At 58.9% G+C, this 17,229-nt stretch carries 13 protein-coding genes; 4 read left to right on the top strand and 9 right to left on the bottom strand.

What is annotated here, in order from left to right; translation table 11 throughout:
- Positions 1 to 122: 122 nt before the first annotated feature.
- The 4 genes from DK871_RS20080 to DK871_RS20065 all read right to left on the bottom strand — a co-directional run bounded on the left by DK871_RS20080 (position 123) and on the right by DK871_RS20065 (position 3,653).
- Complete coding sequence (locus tag DK871_RS20080; RefSeq protein ID WP_161906401.1) at positions 123 to 1,253, bottom strand: OpgC family protein; 1,131 nt, start codon at positions 1,251 to 1,253, stop codon at positions 123 to 125.
- Positions 1,254 to 1,378: 125 nt separating this feature from the next.
- Positions 1,379 to 1,675, bottom strand: a complete 297-nt coding sequence (locus tag DK871_RS20075) for a cupin domain-containing protein (RefSeq protein ID WP_161906400.1) — start codon at positions 1,673 to 1,675, stop codon at positions 1,379 to 1,381.
- A gap of 61 nt (positions 1,676 to 1,736) precedes the next feature.
- Positions 1,737 to 2,021: a putative quinol monooxygenase gene (locus tag DK871_RS20070; RefSeq protein ID WP_161906399.1), complete on the bottom strand. Its 285-nt coding sequence runs from the start codon at positions 2,019 to 2,021 to the stop codon at positions 1,737 to 1,739.
- A 12-nt stretch (positions 2,022 to 2,033) separates the two neighbouring features.
- Entirely contained in the window at positions 2,034 to 3,653 is a 1,620-nt protein-coding gene (locus tag DK871_RS20065; RefSeq protein ID WP_161906398.1) for an FMN-binding glutamate synthase family protein, read from the bottom strand.
- 247 nt (positions 3,654 to 3,900) lie between these two features.
- Here DK871_RS20065 and DK871_RS20060 point away from each other — a divergent pair, with 247 nt between their 5' ends.
- A complete protein-coding gene (locus tag DK871_RS20060; RefSeq protein WP_161906397.1) occupies positions 3,901 to 4,173 on the top strand; it encodes a type B 50S ribosomal protein L31 in 273 nt (90 codons plus the stop codon).
- Between the two features lie 20 nt (positions 4,174 to 4,193).
- Here DK871_RS20060 and DK871_RS20055 read toward each other — a convergent pair whose 3' ends face one another.
- The 4 genes from DK871_RS20055 to DK871_RS20040 are packed head-to-tail and all read right to left on the bottom strand — an operon-like array spanning position 4,194 to position 10,258.
- Positions 4,194 to 5,573 carry an ATP-binding protein gene (locus tag DK871_RS20055; RefSeq protein WP_161906396.1) on the bottom strand — a complete coding sequence of 460 codons (1,380 nt, stop codon included), beginning with the start codon at positions 5,571 to 5,573 and terminating at the stop codon, positions 4,194 to 4,196.
- Positions 5,570 to 7,387: a DAHL domain-containing protein gene (locus DK871_RS20050; protein WP_161906395.1), complete on the bottom strand. Its 1,818-nt coding sequence runs from the start codon at positions 7,385 to 7,387 to the stop codon at positions 5,570 to 5,572. The genes DK871_RS20055 and DK871_RS20050 overlap by 4 nt, the downstream gene beginning before the upstream one ends.
- Positions 7,384 to 8,349, bottom strand: a complete 966-nt coding sequence (locus DK871_RS20045; protein ID WP_161906394.1) for a cytochrome-c peroxidase — start codon at positions 8,347 to 8,349, stop codon at positions 7,384 to 7,386. Before DK871_RS20045 ends, DK871_RS20050 begins: the two co-directional genes overlap by 4 nt.
- Positions 8,350 to 8,374: 25 nt before the next feature.
- Positions 8,375 to 10,258: a bifunctional diguanylate cyclase/phosphodiesterase gene (locus tag DK871_RS20040; protein WP_161906393.1), complete on the bottom strand. Its 1,884-nt coding sequence runs from the start codon at positions 10,256 to 10,258 to the stop codon at positions 8,375 to 8,377.
- Between the two features lie 199 nt (positions 10,259 to 10,457).
- Between DK871_RS20040 and DK871_RS20035 the strand changes: the two genes are divergently transcribed.
- Positions 10,458 to 11,771, top strand: coding sequence for an HD domain-containing phosphohydrolase (locus DK871_RS20035; protein WP_161906392.1), 1,314 nt, complete (start codon positions 10,458 to 10,460; stop codon positions 11,769 to 11,771).
- On the opposite strand, the gene DK871_RS20030 is transcribed toward DK871_RS20035, so the two are convergent.
- Entirely contained in the window at positions 11,772 to 15,956 is a 4,185-nt protein-coding gene (locus DK871_RS20030) for a DUF6543 domain-containing protein (protein WP_161906391.1), read from the bottom strand.
- 195 nt (positions 15,957 to 16,151) lie between these two features.
- Between DK871_RS20030 and DK871_RS20025 the strand changes: the two genes are divergently transcribed.
- Together DK871_RS20025 and DK871_RS20020 are read left to right on the top strand one after the other, a co-directional pair.
- A complete protein-coding gene (locus DK871_RS20025) occupies positions 16,152 to 16,562 on the top strand; it encodes an NUDIX domain-containing protein (RefSeq protein WP_161906390.1) in 411 nt (136 codons plus the stop codon).
- Entirely contained in the window at positions 16,559 to 17,065 is a 507-nt protein-coding gene (locus DK871_RS20020; RefSeq protein ID WP_161906389.1) for a GNAT family N-acetyltransferase, read from the top strand. The genes DK871_RS20025 and DK871_RS20020 overlap by 4 nt, the downstream gene beginning before the upstream one ends.
- Positions 17,066 to 17,229: the final 164 nt, after the last annotated feature.

Here is a 17,229-nt window from a genome sequence, read left to right as displayed (position 1 = left end):
CTGGTTAAAGCGGCGTGATTTTTAAGAGCAAAAACAATGAGTTATTTTTTGTTTGATAAGAGCTGGCTTGCCTGCGAAAGCGGTGGTTCAGTTGCCACCCCGGTGTCCGGCGGCGCCGCTAACTATGTAGTCGTGACGACGGCGCGGCTGGCGTAGCGTTGGTCCAGGCGCTTGTTCAGGTCCAGCCATGCCGCCAATAAGCCCATCAACACAGCGCCCGCCAAGGCCGTGGATAACTTGATCGCCAGGCTGTCGCCGGCCATGGCATTGAGCATGTCGGCCAGTGGCGCCAGCACCACGCCCAGGCAAAACACTTCCAGGGAGTAACGCCCCATCCTCGCCAATTGCAGGGCCAGCCACTGCTGCGTCCAGCCGACGTCGGGGAGCAATTTGGCGGTGACGTAGGCCAGGGCCAGGAAGTGCAGCAGGCGCACCGGCGACAGGTCGGTCTTGCTGATGGGGTACAGCCATTCGCCAATTACGCGTGGCATCCAGGCGTCATGCACCTCGGGCCAGCGCCACGACAGGGTGATCACGCAGGTGACCAACACGTAGACCGCGGCGGCCATGAACAAAGGTTGGCGCAGCAACGGTCGCGCTTCGGCGCGGCTTGGTGAGCGCAATGCGGCTGCGCCGCCGAGGATGAACAAGCATTGCCAGGTGATGGGGTTGAAGTACCACACCCCGCCATTGCTCGCGGGCAAGTTCCAGCCCTGCCAAGGCGCCAGCAGGTACACCGCCACCGAGATCGCCACCATCACGTTGGGCACATACACCAGCAGTGGCAGGGTGAGCGGCAGGCTCAGGATCAGCACGATGTACAACGGCAACGGGTCGGTGAGGTTGGGCTTGAAGCGCAGCAGCAACTCATCCATCAAGGCCTGCTGGGTATTGCTGAGAAAATACCCCAGGCCCATTTCCTGCACCAGGTCGCGAGTCTCGATATGGCTGTTGGCGAAAATCACGATGCCCATCAACAGCGCCAACAGGAAAATATGCGCCACGTAGAGTGTCCACACCCGACGCAGGATTTTCAGGCAGGCGAAGAGATAGCCCTCGCGCTGCAGAATCTTGCCGTAGGCCAGCACGGCTGCGTAGCCGGCCAGGAACACGAAGATTTCCGCGGCGTCACTGAACCCGAAGTTCTGCACGGTGATGTTGGCGAGGGGGTTGTGAGGCACGTGATCCCAGAAAATGAAGATCAACGCCAAGCCCCGAAAAAAGTCGATGCGCGGGTCGCGTCCGTTCAGCATGGCAGCGGGCTCTTGAACAAGTAGTTGATTGACGATAGGTGAGCGCGGGCGTCGCCGCACGTCGGGCGGGCGCAGGTTGGCGGTATTTGTAAGCAATTGCAAAGGCTGGGTATTACTGAATGTCTCTAGAGATCAATGATCACCAGGGTGCCCTGGCTGCCGGTGAGCACACCGTGGGCAGTGCCGGCTTCCACCAGGTACATCTGGCCGGCGTCCACCCTGATGGCTTGATCACCGATGCGCAGGTGCAAGTGCCCACTGATCACCAACAACCCTTCGTTGTAGTCGTGGGTTTCTTCCTCGTACGTCTGCTCATCCATGCGCAATACCTTGATGCGTGCCGGACCGACCTGGCCCAGGCAAGAGGATTTCCAGCTTTCAGGTAATTGTTCGGCGATAGCGACGAAGTCCAATAACGGCATGTGAATCTCCTTGTTTTCAACGATGCCGTCGGTGGTCCGGTTCAGCAGGCGGTGGGTCTTGTCAGAAAGTGTCCATCAACAAGACCCGGCACGGCTTGGATTGATGCTCATTGATCTGGGGCACCAACCGGGTGAAGTGCTCGGTCTGGCAGTGCGCATCCAGCGCCGCTTGATCTGGCCATTGCTCGATAAAAATGAAGTGCCCGGGGTCTTTTTGATCGACAAACAGATCGTAGGCGATGCACAGCGGCTCCTGGCGGGTTTTTTCCACCAGTTCAGCGTACCAGGGACGTACGGTTTCCAGATGTTCGGGCTTGATAAAGTCTTCAGCGATGACTTTCAACATGCTAGGTGTCCTTTAGGCTGCAGCGATTTCATGGGGCTCAAAACTATCCGCCCGCGCCATCTGCCACATCCGCGAGTAAAACTCGCCGTTCACCTCCCCTGTGAGCAACTCGCCGGGCTTCAAGAACACATGCAGCTGTGAAAACAGCTTGATCTCCGTCGCCGACATGCGCCGTACCAAGTGCTTGGCCGACAATTGCGACGGATGCTCCAGCCCGGCGGCGGCGAGCATTTCCGCCAGGGCGTGCAGGGTGTTGCGGTGGAAGTTGAATACGCGCTGGGCCTTGTCCGGCACCACCAGGGCACGTTGGCGCAGCGGGTCTTGAGTCGCCACGCCGGTCGGGCATTTGTTGGTGTGGCATGACTGAGACTGAATGCAGCCGATGGCGAACATGAAACCACGTGCCGAATTGGCCCAGTCGGCGCCGATGGCCAGGACGCTGGCGATGTCGAAGGCGCTGACGATCTTGCCGCTGGCGCCGAGCTTGATCTTGTCGCGCAGGTTCAGGCCCACCAGGGTGTTGTGCACGAACAGCAGGCCCTCGCGCAGCGGCACGCCGATATGGTCGGTGAACTCCACCGGCGCGGCGCCGGTGCCGCCTTCCTTGCCGTCGACCACGATAAAGTCCGGAAGGATGCCGGTTTCGAGCATGGCCTTGGCGATGCCCATGAACTCCCACGGGTGGCCTAGGCAAAACTTGAAGCCCACCGGTTTGCCGCCCGACAGTTCACGCAACTGGGCGATGAACTGCATCAGCTCGATCGGCGTGGAAAACGCGCTGTGACGCGACGGCGAGATGCAGTCTTCCCCCATCATGATGCCGCGGGTGTCGGCGATTTCCTGGGTGACCTTGTGCTTGGGCAGAATTCCGCCATGGCCGGGCTTGGCGCCTTGGCTCATCTTGATTTCGATCATGCGCACTTGCGGGTTCTGGGCCTGCGCGGCGAAACGTTCCGGGTCGAAACGGCCGTCACTGGTGCGGCAGCCGAAGTAACCGCTGCCCAGTTCCCAGGTGAGGTCGCCGCCGTTTTCTCGGTGGTAGGGGCTGATGCTGCCTTCGCCGGTGTCATGGGCAAAGTTGCCGAGCTTGGCGCCGTGGTTGAGGGCGCGGATTGCGTTGGCGCTCAACGAGCCGAAGCTCATCGCCGAGATATTGAACACCGACGCCGAATAGGGCTGCGTGCACTGTGGGCCGCCGACCATCACGCGAAAGCTGCCGGGGTCGCTCAGTGGTGCAGGGCGCATGGAATGGCCGATAAATTCGAAGCCCGACTGGTACACGTCGATCAGGGTGCCGAAGGGTTTGTCGGCGGTTTCGTTCTTGGCGCGCGAATACACCAGCGAGCGCTGGGCGCGGGAGAAGGGAAGGGCGTCGCTGTCGGACTCCAGCAGGTACTGGCGGATTTCCGGGCGGATGGTTTCCACCAGGTAGCGGATATTGCCCAGGATCGGGTAGTTACGGCGCACTGCGTGAGGCGTTTGCAGCAGGTCGAAAATGCCGATCAGGCTGAGTACACCGGTGACTATCGTGATAGGCCACAGCCATTCATGTTCGATAAAGGGGAGGCTGGCGAGGGTGAAAATGACACACACAGCGAAGAAGGCGTAGCGGCTTAACAAGGACAGGCTCATACGGTTTCCTTGGGTTCGGACTCTTCAGGTCGATCGCCCATTCTGCGCCTCTGAGGAAACCATAAACAACCTGTGGGAATAATCAGTTTGACCTCATCACTGGGACAGACTGGCCCGGAATAGACAAGTGGCGACCTACAGTGACCTCTCGGATCGGCTTGAGCTTATTGCAATTTGTTCTCGTTTGGCTGCATTATTAATGTTACTGTATAACGCATCTATCGCACCCAAACGCCCCGGAGGCCTCATGAAAGCTGGTATCCACCCCGACTACCGCACCGTGCTGTTCCACGACACCGCCGCCGACGTGTTCTTCCTTATCGGCTCCACCGCCGACAGTGATCGCACCCATACACACAGCGACGGCAACACCTATCCCTACATCCCGCTGGACGTCTCCAGCGCCTCGCACCCGGTCTACACCGGCCAGCAGCGCAAGACCCAGGCCGAAGGCCGGATTGCCGGGTTCAACAAGCGCTTTGCCTCGTTTGGGTCGAGCCCGAAAAAAGCGGATGAATGAGCATGATTCGGCGGCGTGTCCTACGCCGCCGTCTGCCGAATCGGTAGTACCACTCGAAACTTCGTACCCTTGCCCAGCTCACTGCTGACGCTGATATCACCACGGTGTTTCTTGACGATCCCGTAGGACAACGACAAGCCCAACCCCGTACCTTCGCCCACCGGCTTGGTGGTAAAGAATGGGTCGAATATCTTCTGCACGGTTTCAGGCGCAATCCCACAGCCGTTGTCCGCCACTTCCAGCCATACGTGTTCGCCTTCCACCCCGTTGCTGATGGTAATGGTGCCACGCTCAGGGCCCATGGCTTGTGCGGCATTGATGACCAAGTTCATCACCACCTGATTGAGTTGGGAGGCCAGGCATTCGATTTCCGGCAGCGGCGCGTAGTGCTTGACCACATCGGCCTTGTACTTGAGTTCGCTGGCGACGATGTTCAGCGTCGAGTCGATGCCTTGCTGCAGGTTGGCAAATTGCCAGGTCTGGTCGTTATCCACCCGTGAGAAATTCTTCAGGTCTTTGACGATCTGCACCACACGGCCAATGCCGTCTTTAGACTCGCGGATCAGGATCGGAATGTCGTCCTTGAGAAAATCCAGGTCCAGCTCGCTGCGCAGTGCCGTGAGTGGGTCGCGATGTTCTGGCTCAGCAATATGCGCTTCGCTGTGCTGGTAAGCATCGAGCATCTGTTGCAGCTGTTTGAAGTAGCCGTCGAGGGTGCTGAGATTGGACGAAATAAAGCCCACCGGGTTGTTGATCTCATGGGCGACGCCGGCCGCGAGTTGCCCCAGTGAGGCGAGTTTTTCCGACTGCACCAGTTGGCTTTCCAGGTGCTTGCGCTCTTCAATTTCCAGTTGCAGCGCTTGGGTGCGCTCTTCCACCAATCGCTCCAACTGCGAGGTTTGCAGGGAGGCGCGGCGGGCCATGTCCCATTTGTTGGCCAGGGTATTGGCCATTTGCTGGACTTCAATGTTGTCGAACGGTTTTTTCAGGATCAGCAGGCGGTCGTGGGCGTGCAGGCGAAATAACAGGTCATCCCAGGAATAGTCCGAGTAGGCGGTACACACCACCACTTGCAAGTCGGGGGCGACTTTCCACAGTTCTTCAATGGTCTTGGCGCCGTCCCAGCCCTGGGGCATGCGCATGTCGACGAAGGCCAAGGCATAGGGGCGCTGTTGCGCCATGGCGCTGGTCAGCAAGCCCAGGCCTTCCTCGCCGCCATACGCGCCGTGCAGCTCGAATGCCTGGGCTTGAGGTTTGGCCGCGTCGCCAAACAGTGCCGACTCCATCTCATCCAGCGCCTGGGTGGAGGCTTCGTCGGGCATCAGGATCTTGCGAAAATCCTCATGAATGGACGGTGTGTCATCGATCAGCAGGATGCGCCGGTTGGGAGGTTGGTTCATGAGCTGCTTCCGGCAAGGGTCAGGGGGATGGTCAAGGTGAACACTGCGCCGAGGCCCGGCCCGTCGCTATGGGCGCTGAGTTGGCCGTTCATTTCCACGGCGGCCAGCGCGCAGCTGTGCAGGCCGAAGCCGTGGCCTTCCTTGCGTGTGGTAAAACCGTGGGTGAAGATGCGTGCCATGTTCTCAGGTGGTATGCCTTCGCCATCGTCCTTCACACTGATCTTCAGGGTCTCGTCGCCGACCGATTCCACCGCCAGGGTGATTTGCCGTGGCCGTTCAGACAGTTTGTCCATGGCGTATTTGGCGTTGCTGATCAGGTTGACCATGATCAGCAGCAATCGGTGCTTGTCCCCCAGGATCTCCGGCACCGGGGCGTACGCCTTCACGACAGTGACATGGTGACGGCTCAGCGCGCCGGCGTTCATGCGCAGGGCGTCGTCCATCAAGGCGCTGATGTTGACCGGCTCCAGCAAGGTAGATGCGCCCGCATAGGATTGCTGGGTCGAGACGATGTCCTTGATGTGGTCCACGCTTTTGCTCAACTGCGCCAGCTCATCGCTCATGCCTTGCTGTTCGACGGCAATCGCTTCGACCAACTGGTTGAGATAGCCCGGCAGCAATTTGCCCTTTTCATCTTCAGTGAGGAAAGTGCCCAGGTCGCCCGGGTGGGCGTTAATCAGCTGCATGGCCTTGCCGAGGCCGAGCGCCTTGCTGGCGCGCAGTTTGCGGCTCACCAGGTCGGCAGAGATATTCACACTGTTGAGCACGTTACCGACGTTGTGCAACACATTGGTGGCGATCTCCGCCATGCCGGCCTGGCGGGCGCTGTCCATCAGCTCGCTCTGGGCATCCTTGAGCTGTTGCGTGCGCCGCTCCACCCGTTGCTCCAGGGTCTCGTTGGCGGCCTGCAACGCGCGGTTGACGCGGTTGATCTCGGCAAAACTGCGCAGCAGGCGCACCGCCAGGTAAAGCAGTAACACCACCAGCAAGGTCGAGAAGATCAGCAGGTAGCGATGGTATTGGTGGTCGATGAGGTCAGCGGTTTGCTGGTCCTGATTGAGGTGGGTGGTCAGGTCATCAAGGTGTTCGGCCACCGGCACGGCGGCAATTCGCTCGAGCAGGCTGTTGACCAGTGGCTGTTCGCGCAGGATCAGCGAAATATGATTGCTGAGAATCTCTACCGGCGCCTGGAACTCGCTGGGCAGGCTCTGTTGGTTGATGGCCAGTTTGCCCAGGCCCACCAGGATATCGGCGGCACGTTCGTCGCTGGTGACCTGGGCGAACTCCAGGCTGCTGAGCAGCAGGTCGTAAGTGTCGGTGGCCACGCTTTGCAGTTGCAGCCGGCTTTCGTCGGTCATGCTGTTGAATTGGGCCTGGATGTCATCTTCGGCCGTCGGCAAAAAAGCCAATGAGTTACGCAGCACTGCGTTGTGGGATTTGAACTGGTCGACCAGCCGGGCTTTTTCCTCGATGGCCTTTAGATACGCCGCATGGCTGGCTTGCCAACCGGGCAGGTCGGCAGCGCTGTGGTAGGTGTTGCGGCTCTGCAGTTCAGCGCCTATGCGGGTCATTTCGGTCAGCGGTGTGACCAGTGGGTCGTAGTTGTGGGTGATCGCGATGCGGGCCTTGAGCACTTCGCTGTCCCACTGGGCATTGAGCTGCTGGAGTTGGCGGATCAAGTCGCGCGACTGGGTATAAGTGGCCGTCTGGTCGCGTGAAGACTTGAGGTACAAAAACACCAGGGTGGAGGCCAGAAACAGGGTGATAAGGCCTAGCAGGATCTGGCTGGTGTGTCGGCGTGACAAGGGTCTCATAGCGGCTTGCCCGCCCATTCGCCAGTCAGGGTCTTGAGAAACTGGATAATCAGGTCCTTGTCTTCCTGGGACGGGTTGCGCCCCAGTTGATACTTGAACATCACGTCAACCGCCTCTTCAAGTGTCTTGGCCGAGGCGTCGTGAAAGTACGGCGCAGTGACGGCCACATTGCGCAGGCTGGGCACCTTGAACACATGGCGGTCCTCTTCATCCTGGGTCAGCAGGTAGCGCCCCAGGTCCGATTCCAGCGGGTTGCCGCGGGCCTTGAAGTAGTCGCCCATCACGCCGAACTTCTGGAACATATTGCCGCCAATGTTCACGCCCTGGTGGCAGGCGATGCAGCCGTAGTCCTTGAAGCGTTGATAACCGTATTTTTCCTGGGTGGTCAGGATATCGGTGTCGCCCAGCAAGTATTGGTCAAACCGCGAGTTGGGTGTCAGCAGCGTGCGCTCATAGGTGGCCAGGGAGTTTTGTACATTGGAGGCGGTAACGCCATCGGGGTAGGCCTGTTTGAACGCGTTCTGGTAAGCGGGCAGGGCGGACAGGTTGTGCACCACGGTATTCCAGTCGCTGCCCATTTCCACCGGGCTGATTACCACCTGCTCGACCTGGGCCTCCAGCGTGTCCACCCGACCGTTCCAGAACTGCTTGAAGTTCAGGCTGGCGTTGAACACAGAAGGGGTATTGATCTGCACCGGCTTGCCGTCAAAGCCAATGGAGAACGGCTTGTTGTCGGCGCCGCCGCTGGTCAATTGGTGACAGCTGGCGCAGGACAAGGTGTTGTTGACCGACAAGCGCGGCTCATTGAACAGCTGGCGACCCAACTCAACCTTGGCCGGGTCCAATACTGGAACCGCCGGCAAGGGCTTGAGCGCTTCGTTCAGCGGCGCGGCGCAGAGCGGTACGGTGCCCAGGCATAACGCGAACATCAGGCCAGAACGGTGGTTTACGACGTTGCTCAAGCGAGCACTCCTTGCAGGCCTAGGGCTATTTATTTTTTTGATCGGGCATCAGTGTCGCGCTATCCGTTTGCAGCAACTGCACAAAGTCTTTCGAAGGCAGCGCCTTGCTGAATAGAAAACCCTGGCCTTCCTCACACTGCTGGGCTTTGAGGAAATTCAGCTGTTCAACGGTTTCTACACCTTCGGCAATGATGTTCAGCTCCAGGCTCTTGCCCATGCCGATGATAGCGCTGATCAGCTGTTCGTCCTGGCTATTGATGCGCAGGCCGCGCACAAAGGATTGGTCGATCTTCAGCACATCGATGGGAAAGCGCCGCAGGTAGCTGAGGCTGGAGTAGCCGGTGCCGAAATCGTCCAGGGCCAGGCGGATGCCCATGGCCTTGATCTTTTGCAGGGTCTCCACGGTTTCATCGACGTTCTGCATCAGCACGCTTTCGGTGATTTCCAGTTCCAGTTGGGTGGGCGGCAGGCCTGTTTCTTTAAGGATGGCGGCCAGGTTGTCGACGAAGTCTCGTTGGCGAAAGTCGATCGCCGAAATGTTCACCGACATGCGCAGGGGCACCAGGCCCATCTCGCGCCAGTCTTGGGCTTGTGCGCAGGCTTGGCGCAGTACCCATTGGGTCAGGCGTACGATCAGGCCGCTGTCTTCGGCCACAGGAATAAAATCCGCCGGGCTGACCCAGCCCGACTGCGGTCGAAACCAGCGTGTCAGCGCTTCCGCGCCGACGATGTGCCCGGTCTCCAGTGCCAGCTTGGGTTGGTAATGCAGCACAAACTCATCGCGGTCCAGCGCCTGGCGGATCGCGCTTTCCAGGTTTTGCTGGTGCTGGGCGCGCAGGTTCATGTCTTCGGTGTAAAAGCTGAAATCCCCCGGGCCGCGTTCTTTGCTGGTGCGCATTGCGGTTTCAGCGTGCTTGAGCAAGCCCACGGCGTTGTCGCTGTCATTGGGGTAAATACTGATGCCCAGGCTGGCGCTCACACTCAGGTCATGCCCCGCGACATGGCGAGTCGCGCAGACAGCATTGAGCACCTTTTGCGCAATGTGCTGGGTTTGCTGGGGATGCTGGATATCGTTGAGCAGCACCACGAATTCGTCGGAGCCATAACGAAACACCGAGTCCGAGGCCCGTATCGCCGCCACCAGGCTCAGGCTCACCTGCGCAAGCACCTCGTCGCCTGCCGGATAGCCCAGGGCGTTGTTGATGCGCTTGAAGCGGTCGAGCCCCAGAAACATCACCGCCAGTTGCGTGTCATGCCGCCGGCTCAAGGCGATCGCCTGGGTCAGGCGGTCGCCCAGCAAGGTGCTGTTGGGCAGCTCTGTCAGTGCGTCGTATTGCAATAAATGCGAGACCTTGAGCAACTCCTGCACGCGTTCCTCGATGGTGCGCTCCAGGCTGATCACCTTGAGGGCCGCGTCCTGGGACAGTTGCCATTTCCAGGTCAGGGCGCTGGCCATCTGGCGGATTTCCAGGTGGTCGAAGGGCTTTTTCAGGATCAGCAGTTGATCGTTGTATTTCAGACGCGCTTCGATGGCCTCGAAGGAGTAATCGGAATAGGCCGTACAAAGGGCGATTTGCAGGTTGGGGTCCACCTCCCACAGCTGTTCGATGGTGTGCAGGCCGTCCCAGCCAGGGGGCATGCGCATGTCGATAAACACCATGGCGTAGGGCGAGTGGGCGTCCAGGGCTTTCTTGACCAGTGCCAAGGCTTCCTGGCCCTGGTAGGCGGAATCCAGGTCAAACGCCTGGCGCACCGGCGCCGTGGTGCCGAACAGGGCCGACTCCAGAGTATCGAGGGAGGGCTCGCCGTGCTCGTCGGCACAGAGGATCTTGCGAAAATCCTGGTGGATCGAAGCGGTGTCGTCGACGATCAGGATGCGCCGGTTGGCCCGGCCCGACTCCGTCTTCATGGCGCACTCGGCACGTGCAAAAAGCTTGATGGCATGACAATTCCTTCCCTGGTTCCACAGCTGAACGGGGCGCGAGCATGCAATGCAGCATAGTTGAGTTCCCTTGATATCGACGGCCAGTTGGCGTCAAATCAATCGCGCTTTGTATTGCGCGGATTCAATTTAGCTTAACTTCGTTTAATTTGAAGGCAGAGTCGCCATGGATGAACAACTCGCTACGAAGTCCGCTGTTTTGCTGGTCGACGATGAAGAGTCGATCCTTAACAGCCTGCGCCGCCTGTTGCGCGGCCAGCCCTATGACGTGGTATTGGCCACCAGCGGCGCCCAGGCGCTGGAGATCATGGCGACCCGGCCTATCGATCTGGTGATGAGCGATGCGCGCATGCCCGGCATGGACGGCGCCACACTGCTGGCCGAGGTTCACCGCCTGTATCCCGCCACCAGCCGCATCCTGCTCACCGGCTACGCCGACCTCACCACCATCATCAAGGCGATCAACGACGGGCAAATCCACCGCTACATCAGCAAGCCCTGGAACGACGAGGAGTTGCAACTGGTGTTGCAGCAAACCCTCGAGCACCAACGCCTTGAACGCCTGGCCCGAGACCAGACCGAACAGCTCAAGCTGCTCAACACCACCCTGGAAAAACGCGTGGCGGCGCGTACCGCCGAATTGCAACAAACCGCCGACATGCTCGACCTGGCCTACGACGAACTCAAGCGCAGCTACGTGACCGGCACCGAAGTGTTTTCGCTGCTGGCCAACCTGCGCTTGCCCAAGGACAAACAGACCAACCGCGCGCTGATCGAGTTGATCCGCGTTTACTGCGCCGCCCAGTCCATGGACGAAGCCAGCACCCGCGACCTGACCATGGCTGCCGCGCTGTACAACATCGGCAAGTTGAGCTGGACCGACAGCATGATGGTTGCACCCTCGGACAAGCTGCATAGCACCGACCGCGGCTTGTACCGTGAATATCCAGGGCAAAGCGAGTCGCTGCTGATGACCCTGGAGCCGATGAAGGACGCGGCGCGGATCATTCGTCATCACCAGGAGCGCTGGGACGGCACGGGGTTTCCCGACCACCTCAAGGGCGATACCATCCCGCCCGGTTCACGGCTGCTGAAGCTGGCGGTGGATTTTATCGAATTGCAGAAAGGCTTGATCCTGGAGCGCCACCTCAATAGCGATGAAGCGCTGTTGTATATCCGCAAATACGCCGGGCGCTTGTATGACCCGGCGCTGGTGGAAGATTTTGTGCAAGCCTGCGCCACCTTCCTCAGCGATGTGACCCTGGGCGACCCCACGGTCAAAGTCCTCACTACCCGTGAGCTTGAGGCCGGTATGGTGTTGGCCCGCAACCTCAATGCCGACAACGGCATGTTGTTGCTCAATGCCGGCAAGGTGCTGAACTTGCCGCTGGTGGACAAGCTGATCGCGTTCGAGGCCATGGAGGGCGCCAAGTACAGTGTATTTATCAAAACGCCCGACGAAGTGCCGCCACTCCTGTAGCTATACGCCCCAGGCTACGTGCTTGCTGCCGTGGTAATCAAAGATTCCCCTGATGATGTAGACATCTTTGCCACCTTCTTTGCCGTTCTGTTCAATTGCCACGCGCCAAAGACCACGGCCCGAGCCGGCCTGTACTTGGGGTAAATCGACATAGGTGTAGTTGCCTATTCGCTTGCGGCTGAGGCGACCGGCTTGGATATCCTGGCTGATTTGCTCAAGTTTGGCCGTGGCGGGGGCGGGCATGAGTTTTTTCTGGGTTTGTGCCAGATCATCCAGCTTCACAATGTTGATGTGCGGATCGCGAGTGGGGAGGGGCGGTACATCCGGGACTGGGGGCACGGGCGGCTCTGGCCTTTGGCCTCTGGTTGGAGGGCGGGGTTGCTCAAACTCCAAGGGTGTAGAGAATTTGGGCAGGGCTTTTTCAAATGCTGTGACGTCTTTGCTGTCCACCATGGCTACGCCAGCGTCTGCCCCGTGCTGGCCTCGGGACAGGGCGATATAGGGAATGCCGGATTTTTTGAAATCCTCTGAAAAGGAGGTGACTTGAAGCCTGGCCATTTTCGCCTTGAAGGTATCCTTCATGAATGCATCCAGGGTGCTTTTTGTCTCAGGCAGCAACAAGAATCGGCGTATCGCCTGCTGGTGTGTAATTCCTTGATCGGAGGCGAGTTGATTAATACGTCGTAGGTGTTCGGGCTTGCTTGCAAACACCTTCAATGCAGCATCTCGCCATGTATAAAGTTCATATTTTGCCGCGAATTTATCCATCGCGGTCTGATGTCTATTCGTGATGGCGTACCCGACAAATTCTGCCTCTGTATCGGGGTCGAGAACGGCAATCGATGTTCTGATTTGTTTGTCGAGCTTGTCGTTTTTGCCAATGAGCCTTTTGACTTTTTTAAACAGCTCCTCCTTGTCAAACGCAGACAAAGGTTGCGCAAAATGCTGTGTCGACAGGTGTATATGTTCAAGCGTGGCCAGTTCGAACCGCAGGTTTAACACGGCGCTACGTACTCTTTCTTGATTGACTCGGCTCAAGCTTCTCGGGTTTGCTAGCCAGCGGCGAAATTCAGCTTCATCCAGGGCGCCGAGCTGTTGTCGGGCCTGAGTGATCAAATCGAGTTTCTGGGCAGCACCGGTTTGTTCTATGACGCGTGCGAAATCCCGCATTTCCCCTTCTGTTGCGAACAGCCGCATGGCCGCGAGCAGGTCCGCGTCCACTTGCTGTTCAGGGGTCAGAGAACGCAGGGTACCCAGAAGGGAACCTCCGCCTATAGCATTTCGTTCGAAACGGGGCTTCCAGCTCTTTGCGTCTCCTGGCACGACCATAAAGTCCACCTGGTTACCTGCCGGGTCTTTCACATAGCGTGCGCCGTCTTCTACATAGGACTGATACAGGTGATAGCGGCCTGTTGGGTCGCGCATCGCGATGAACTGGTTATTGTGTTTATCAAGAAAGTACGGTGCGCTGCCCGACTGGCGGGTCAGCTTGTATCTGTGGATGCGGGCAAACTCGACGGCGTCAAAGAACGGCGCTATCTGCTCAGGCAGCCGATACGGCGCCGCATTGACCCAGGCGGGTTCCAGCGGGCGGACTGAAGCACCGGTCTGTACGATACCGATGTTCCTGCCCGTACCGATTTTACTCGCCAGTCCCGGAATGCGCCGCCCAAGCTGTTTGGCCACGTCTAATCCACGGTTGATACCTCGGCGCAAAAACGACAGGGCGGTTTTGCCGGGTATCAGCCCGAGCAGAAAATCGGCTGCCTCCACCCCAAACATAAAGGCGTTCACCGCCGACTCGCGGAAAATTTGCGCGTTGCTCCGTGAACGGTAATCGGCGTGCGCGAGCTGAAAACCCAGTTGCGCCGAATACAGGTAGGCGTGGAAATTGCCGGTTATCGGTGACAAGGTGTAGCGGTACACACTGCGCGTATCGTTGAAGATCCGCGTTATCTCGTTCGTATCCTTTGTGGCCATCTGGCGTCTGAAATAGGTCTGCCATTCGGGTTTTGCTTTCAGCGTGTCCAGCTCTGCCAGCCCGTTGACCAGTTCCCTGAAGGGCCCGCCATCTGGCGCATCCGGGGTATACAGCACACTGACCCCATCGGGCTTGGTGCCTTTTCGATGAATGACCAGGACGCGATGCATGACCTGTCCCCCTTGACCCCTCTCCTGGGCGGCACCCAATACCAACAGGTTGACCTCTATCTCGAACTCGCTGACCCGGGGCCGAGTAGTTGAGTCGGGGTGCTCAGTGACTGCCTTTATCCAGTCAAGCCCACTGCCTGGTGTCTTGAATGTAAACAGCTTGGCGGCGTCAGGGTTGAGACGGCTCTCGAGGGCGTCCTTGTTCATTCTTGCCGCGTTGGCGCGCTGCCAGGCTGTTGCGAAGGTACTTGCCCCGCTGCTCTGCGAGAAGGCTGAGCGCAGATACGTATCGTATTTTTGGCCAATGTCAGCCTCTGTGGCGAGGGCACGCAAATCGTCGTTCCCGAGTTTTCCGTGAGGGTTGCCGGCCGTGTCGACGATGTTGACGGTGGCGCTGACTATTCTGTGTATGTCATGCACCGACCAAGGGTCGACATTCCGCTGGGTGTAACTTGCGAGTGTGCGCAAATCCACCACGGCTTGGGTACGCCAGGTGCCCCACACCAGTTTTTGACCCGGCAGGCACTGCGGGATATGGATCTTGCGGTCTTCGCTGATGTAGACAAGGGTCGCCGCCTCGTTACGATACCCCGTCACCTCGGCGGACCGTGAGGACGTTGTCACGCGCAGATGAACCAGGCTTCTATAAGGGTCAATATCCACATTGGCATACGCAGGTTTCTGTTTTTTCAGCACCCGGTCGGTCTCCTGCTGGGAGAACGCTTCCAGTGTCAAGATCCTCTCAAGATGAGGCGCGAGCTCCTCATTGCTGTCAATCAGTTCCTGCTCCAGTTGCCTGTACCGGGCCTGGTCTTGCTCGTTGGAGGCTTTCAACCATGCAGGTTCAGTCGTCAACAAACGTAGGGTGCGTGCCATAAAGGCATTCGCGACATCCAACTGTGGCGTCAGGTCTGCGGCCAGGTTGAGTTCGCCTGTGGTGGGTAAGGGCTCCCTGTGCAAGCTATTACGGATAGAGAAATGTTGCCTGACTCGCAATGCGCGAACACTGTCAGCAATCACGTCAGCGTCTATCGGTGACGGGGCCGTCGTCAGTACGGGCAAGCCGTTCAGCGCGGCGCGGGCGGCCGTCGGCAGGCTTGCGATCAATAGCTTGCCTGCCGCTGAGCCGTCTTGTATGCGCGTTGCGACGGCGTCATTCAACCGCGCCAGGTTTTCAAATTCCTCAAACTCCTCGCTGGGGCTATAGAGCATCACTTTACCCGTCAGAGGGGTCTTGCCCGTGGGGGCCAGAATGAATGCGCCGGCGAATTCACTGCCATCCTCCAGTGCCAGCCGGTACACCGTGGGCCTGTTGTCGAGGGTAAACACCTGTTCACGTGCCGCAGCACTTGGGTACTTGAGCACGTTCTCCGCCAGCCTTTGTGCATGCGCCGACAACGTGCCGTCCACCGAGCGCAATGCCAGTTGATGAGCCAGCACTTGTCGTCGCAGTGCGACCAATTGCCCCTCCGTGTCGGGTTGGGAGGGCTCGCCAGTCCCCCAGAATGTATTCAGGCTCAACGTGATGGCAATTTCCAGCCTGGCGGCCAGGGTTGTCATCGAGGCAGTGGGAGATAGGCGTTTATCGGCGTCCAGGGTGTTGCATTCGCGGTAGAAGGCGCCGCTCTCTTTGGTCAGATAAGACTCCTCGCCAGGCATGCGTAAGGTGGCCAGCAGCGAGCCCAGTGGTTTGCAGGACAGCAGGTGCTTTTGCCCTTCCTGGTCTTCGCGATAGCGGCTGTAAAAAATCTCGTTGGGATTGATGGGCAGATGTACATCGGGAAATATCTCGGCCAGTTGCTGCTGGTACACGCGGCCGACACTCGGCTGTCGCCTTACCAGCTCAGAGGTCTGTGCGTTGAGTTTGTCGAGTTCACGAGTGAGGTGAGCCAGCTGTTCTTCGGCGGAAAGTGACGCCGGTGGCACGACTGCAAGCGTCATCGGTTGCACGGTAGTGGTGGACGCGCTGTCGGCCGGTAGAGGTTGCGGTTCGTCAGTGGGTGATTCGTTGAGTGGAGGCGATGAATTGTGCATGAGTAAACTCTTATAAAGGCGCGGCGCACCGAGGTGCAGCGAGCCTGCTGAATATGAGTTTGCGAGTGTAGGGTGGTCGAAACTGCGCCTGGCGGTGTATGTATGTCGGAATAAAATCGCCCTGCGCGCGCGAGTTGCGTGTGCAGAATGCGCGTGGGATCCTTGGCCGCTTTTCAATCCGAGAGAGGGCGTTCCATGTCCAAGACTATCCGCATTGCGGCCGCGCTGTTGATCCGTGGCGACGGTCAAACCCTGCTGGTGCGCAAGCGCGATACCCTGGCTTTCATGCAACCGGGTGGCAAGATCGACGCCGGCGAGCAACCTGCCGAGGCGCTCGCCCGTGAGTTGCACGAGGAGCTGAACCTGCGCATTGAACCGAGCGAAGCTGTTTATCTTGGTCAGTTCTCGGCACCCGCGGCCAACGAGCCGGGTTTTATCGTACAGGCTGAATTGTTCAAGGTGCGGATCGACGTCACCGTCACCCCTGCAGCAGAGATTGAAGAGGTGTGCTGGATCGATCCCATGGGCGAAAGTGTATTGCACCTAGCGCCGTTGACGCGCGATTTGATCCTGCCGTTCTATCGCGATTCACTGGCTACCGTATGATGATTCGCCCGCTGGACGCCGACGATGCGCAAGCCTATCGGGCACTGATGCTCGAGGCCTATGGCGCGTATCCGCAAGCGTTCACGTCCAGTGTCGCGGAGCGCGCCTCGATGCCATTGAGTTGGTGGGAAAAGCGTCTCGACAGCCCGCTGGATTGCCTGTTGGGCGGCTTTGATGGGGAGCGACTGGCCGGCATCGTCGGCCTGGCCTACGAGCCTCGCGAAAAGGCGCGGCACAAGGTGACCTTGTTCGGCATGTACGTGACCGAGGCTTATCAACAGCAGGGGCTTGGGCGGCAACTGGTGCAAGCCGCACTGGAAGAAGCCCGCCGCCACCCGCGCCTCAAACTGATCCAACTGACCGTCACCGCCGGCAATGACGCCGCCTTTGCGCTCTACCAGCGCTGCGGCTTCATTCAATACGGCCTCGAGCCACTGGCCGTGCGGGTAGGCCTGGAGTACTTCGACAAGATCCACATGTGGCGTGAACTGCAAGTTGACTAACTGCCCGATCGCTCCTACGCGCGGGAACGATCGAGCACTGTAGGAGCGAGCTTGCTCGCGAAAAACGCCAACGATAACGCGTGCTTCCTGAATAAACGCGGCGCCTGTGAGTTTTTCGCGAGCAAGCTCGCTCCTACGGCAAGGCGATGACATTATTTCGATGA

The organism is Pseudomonas sp. L13 (genome assembly GCF_009935965.1).
Lineage (GTDB): Bacteria > Pseudomonadota > Gammaproteobacteria > Pseudomonadales > Pseudomonadaceae > Aquipseudomonas > Aquipseudomonas lactis.
Note: the sequence above shows the minus strand (reverse complement) of the source record. Positions and strands in the feature narration are given on the sequence as shown.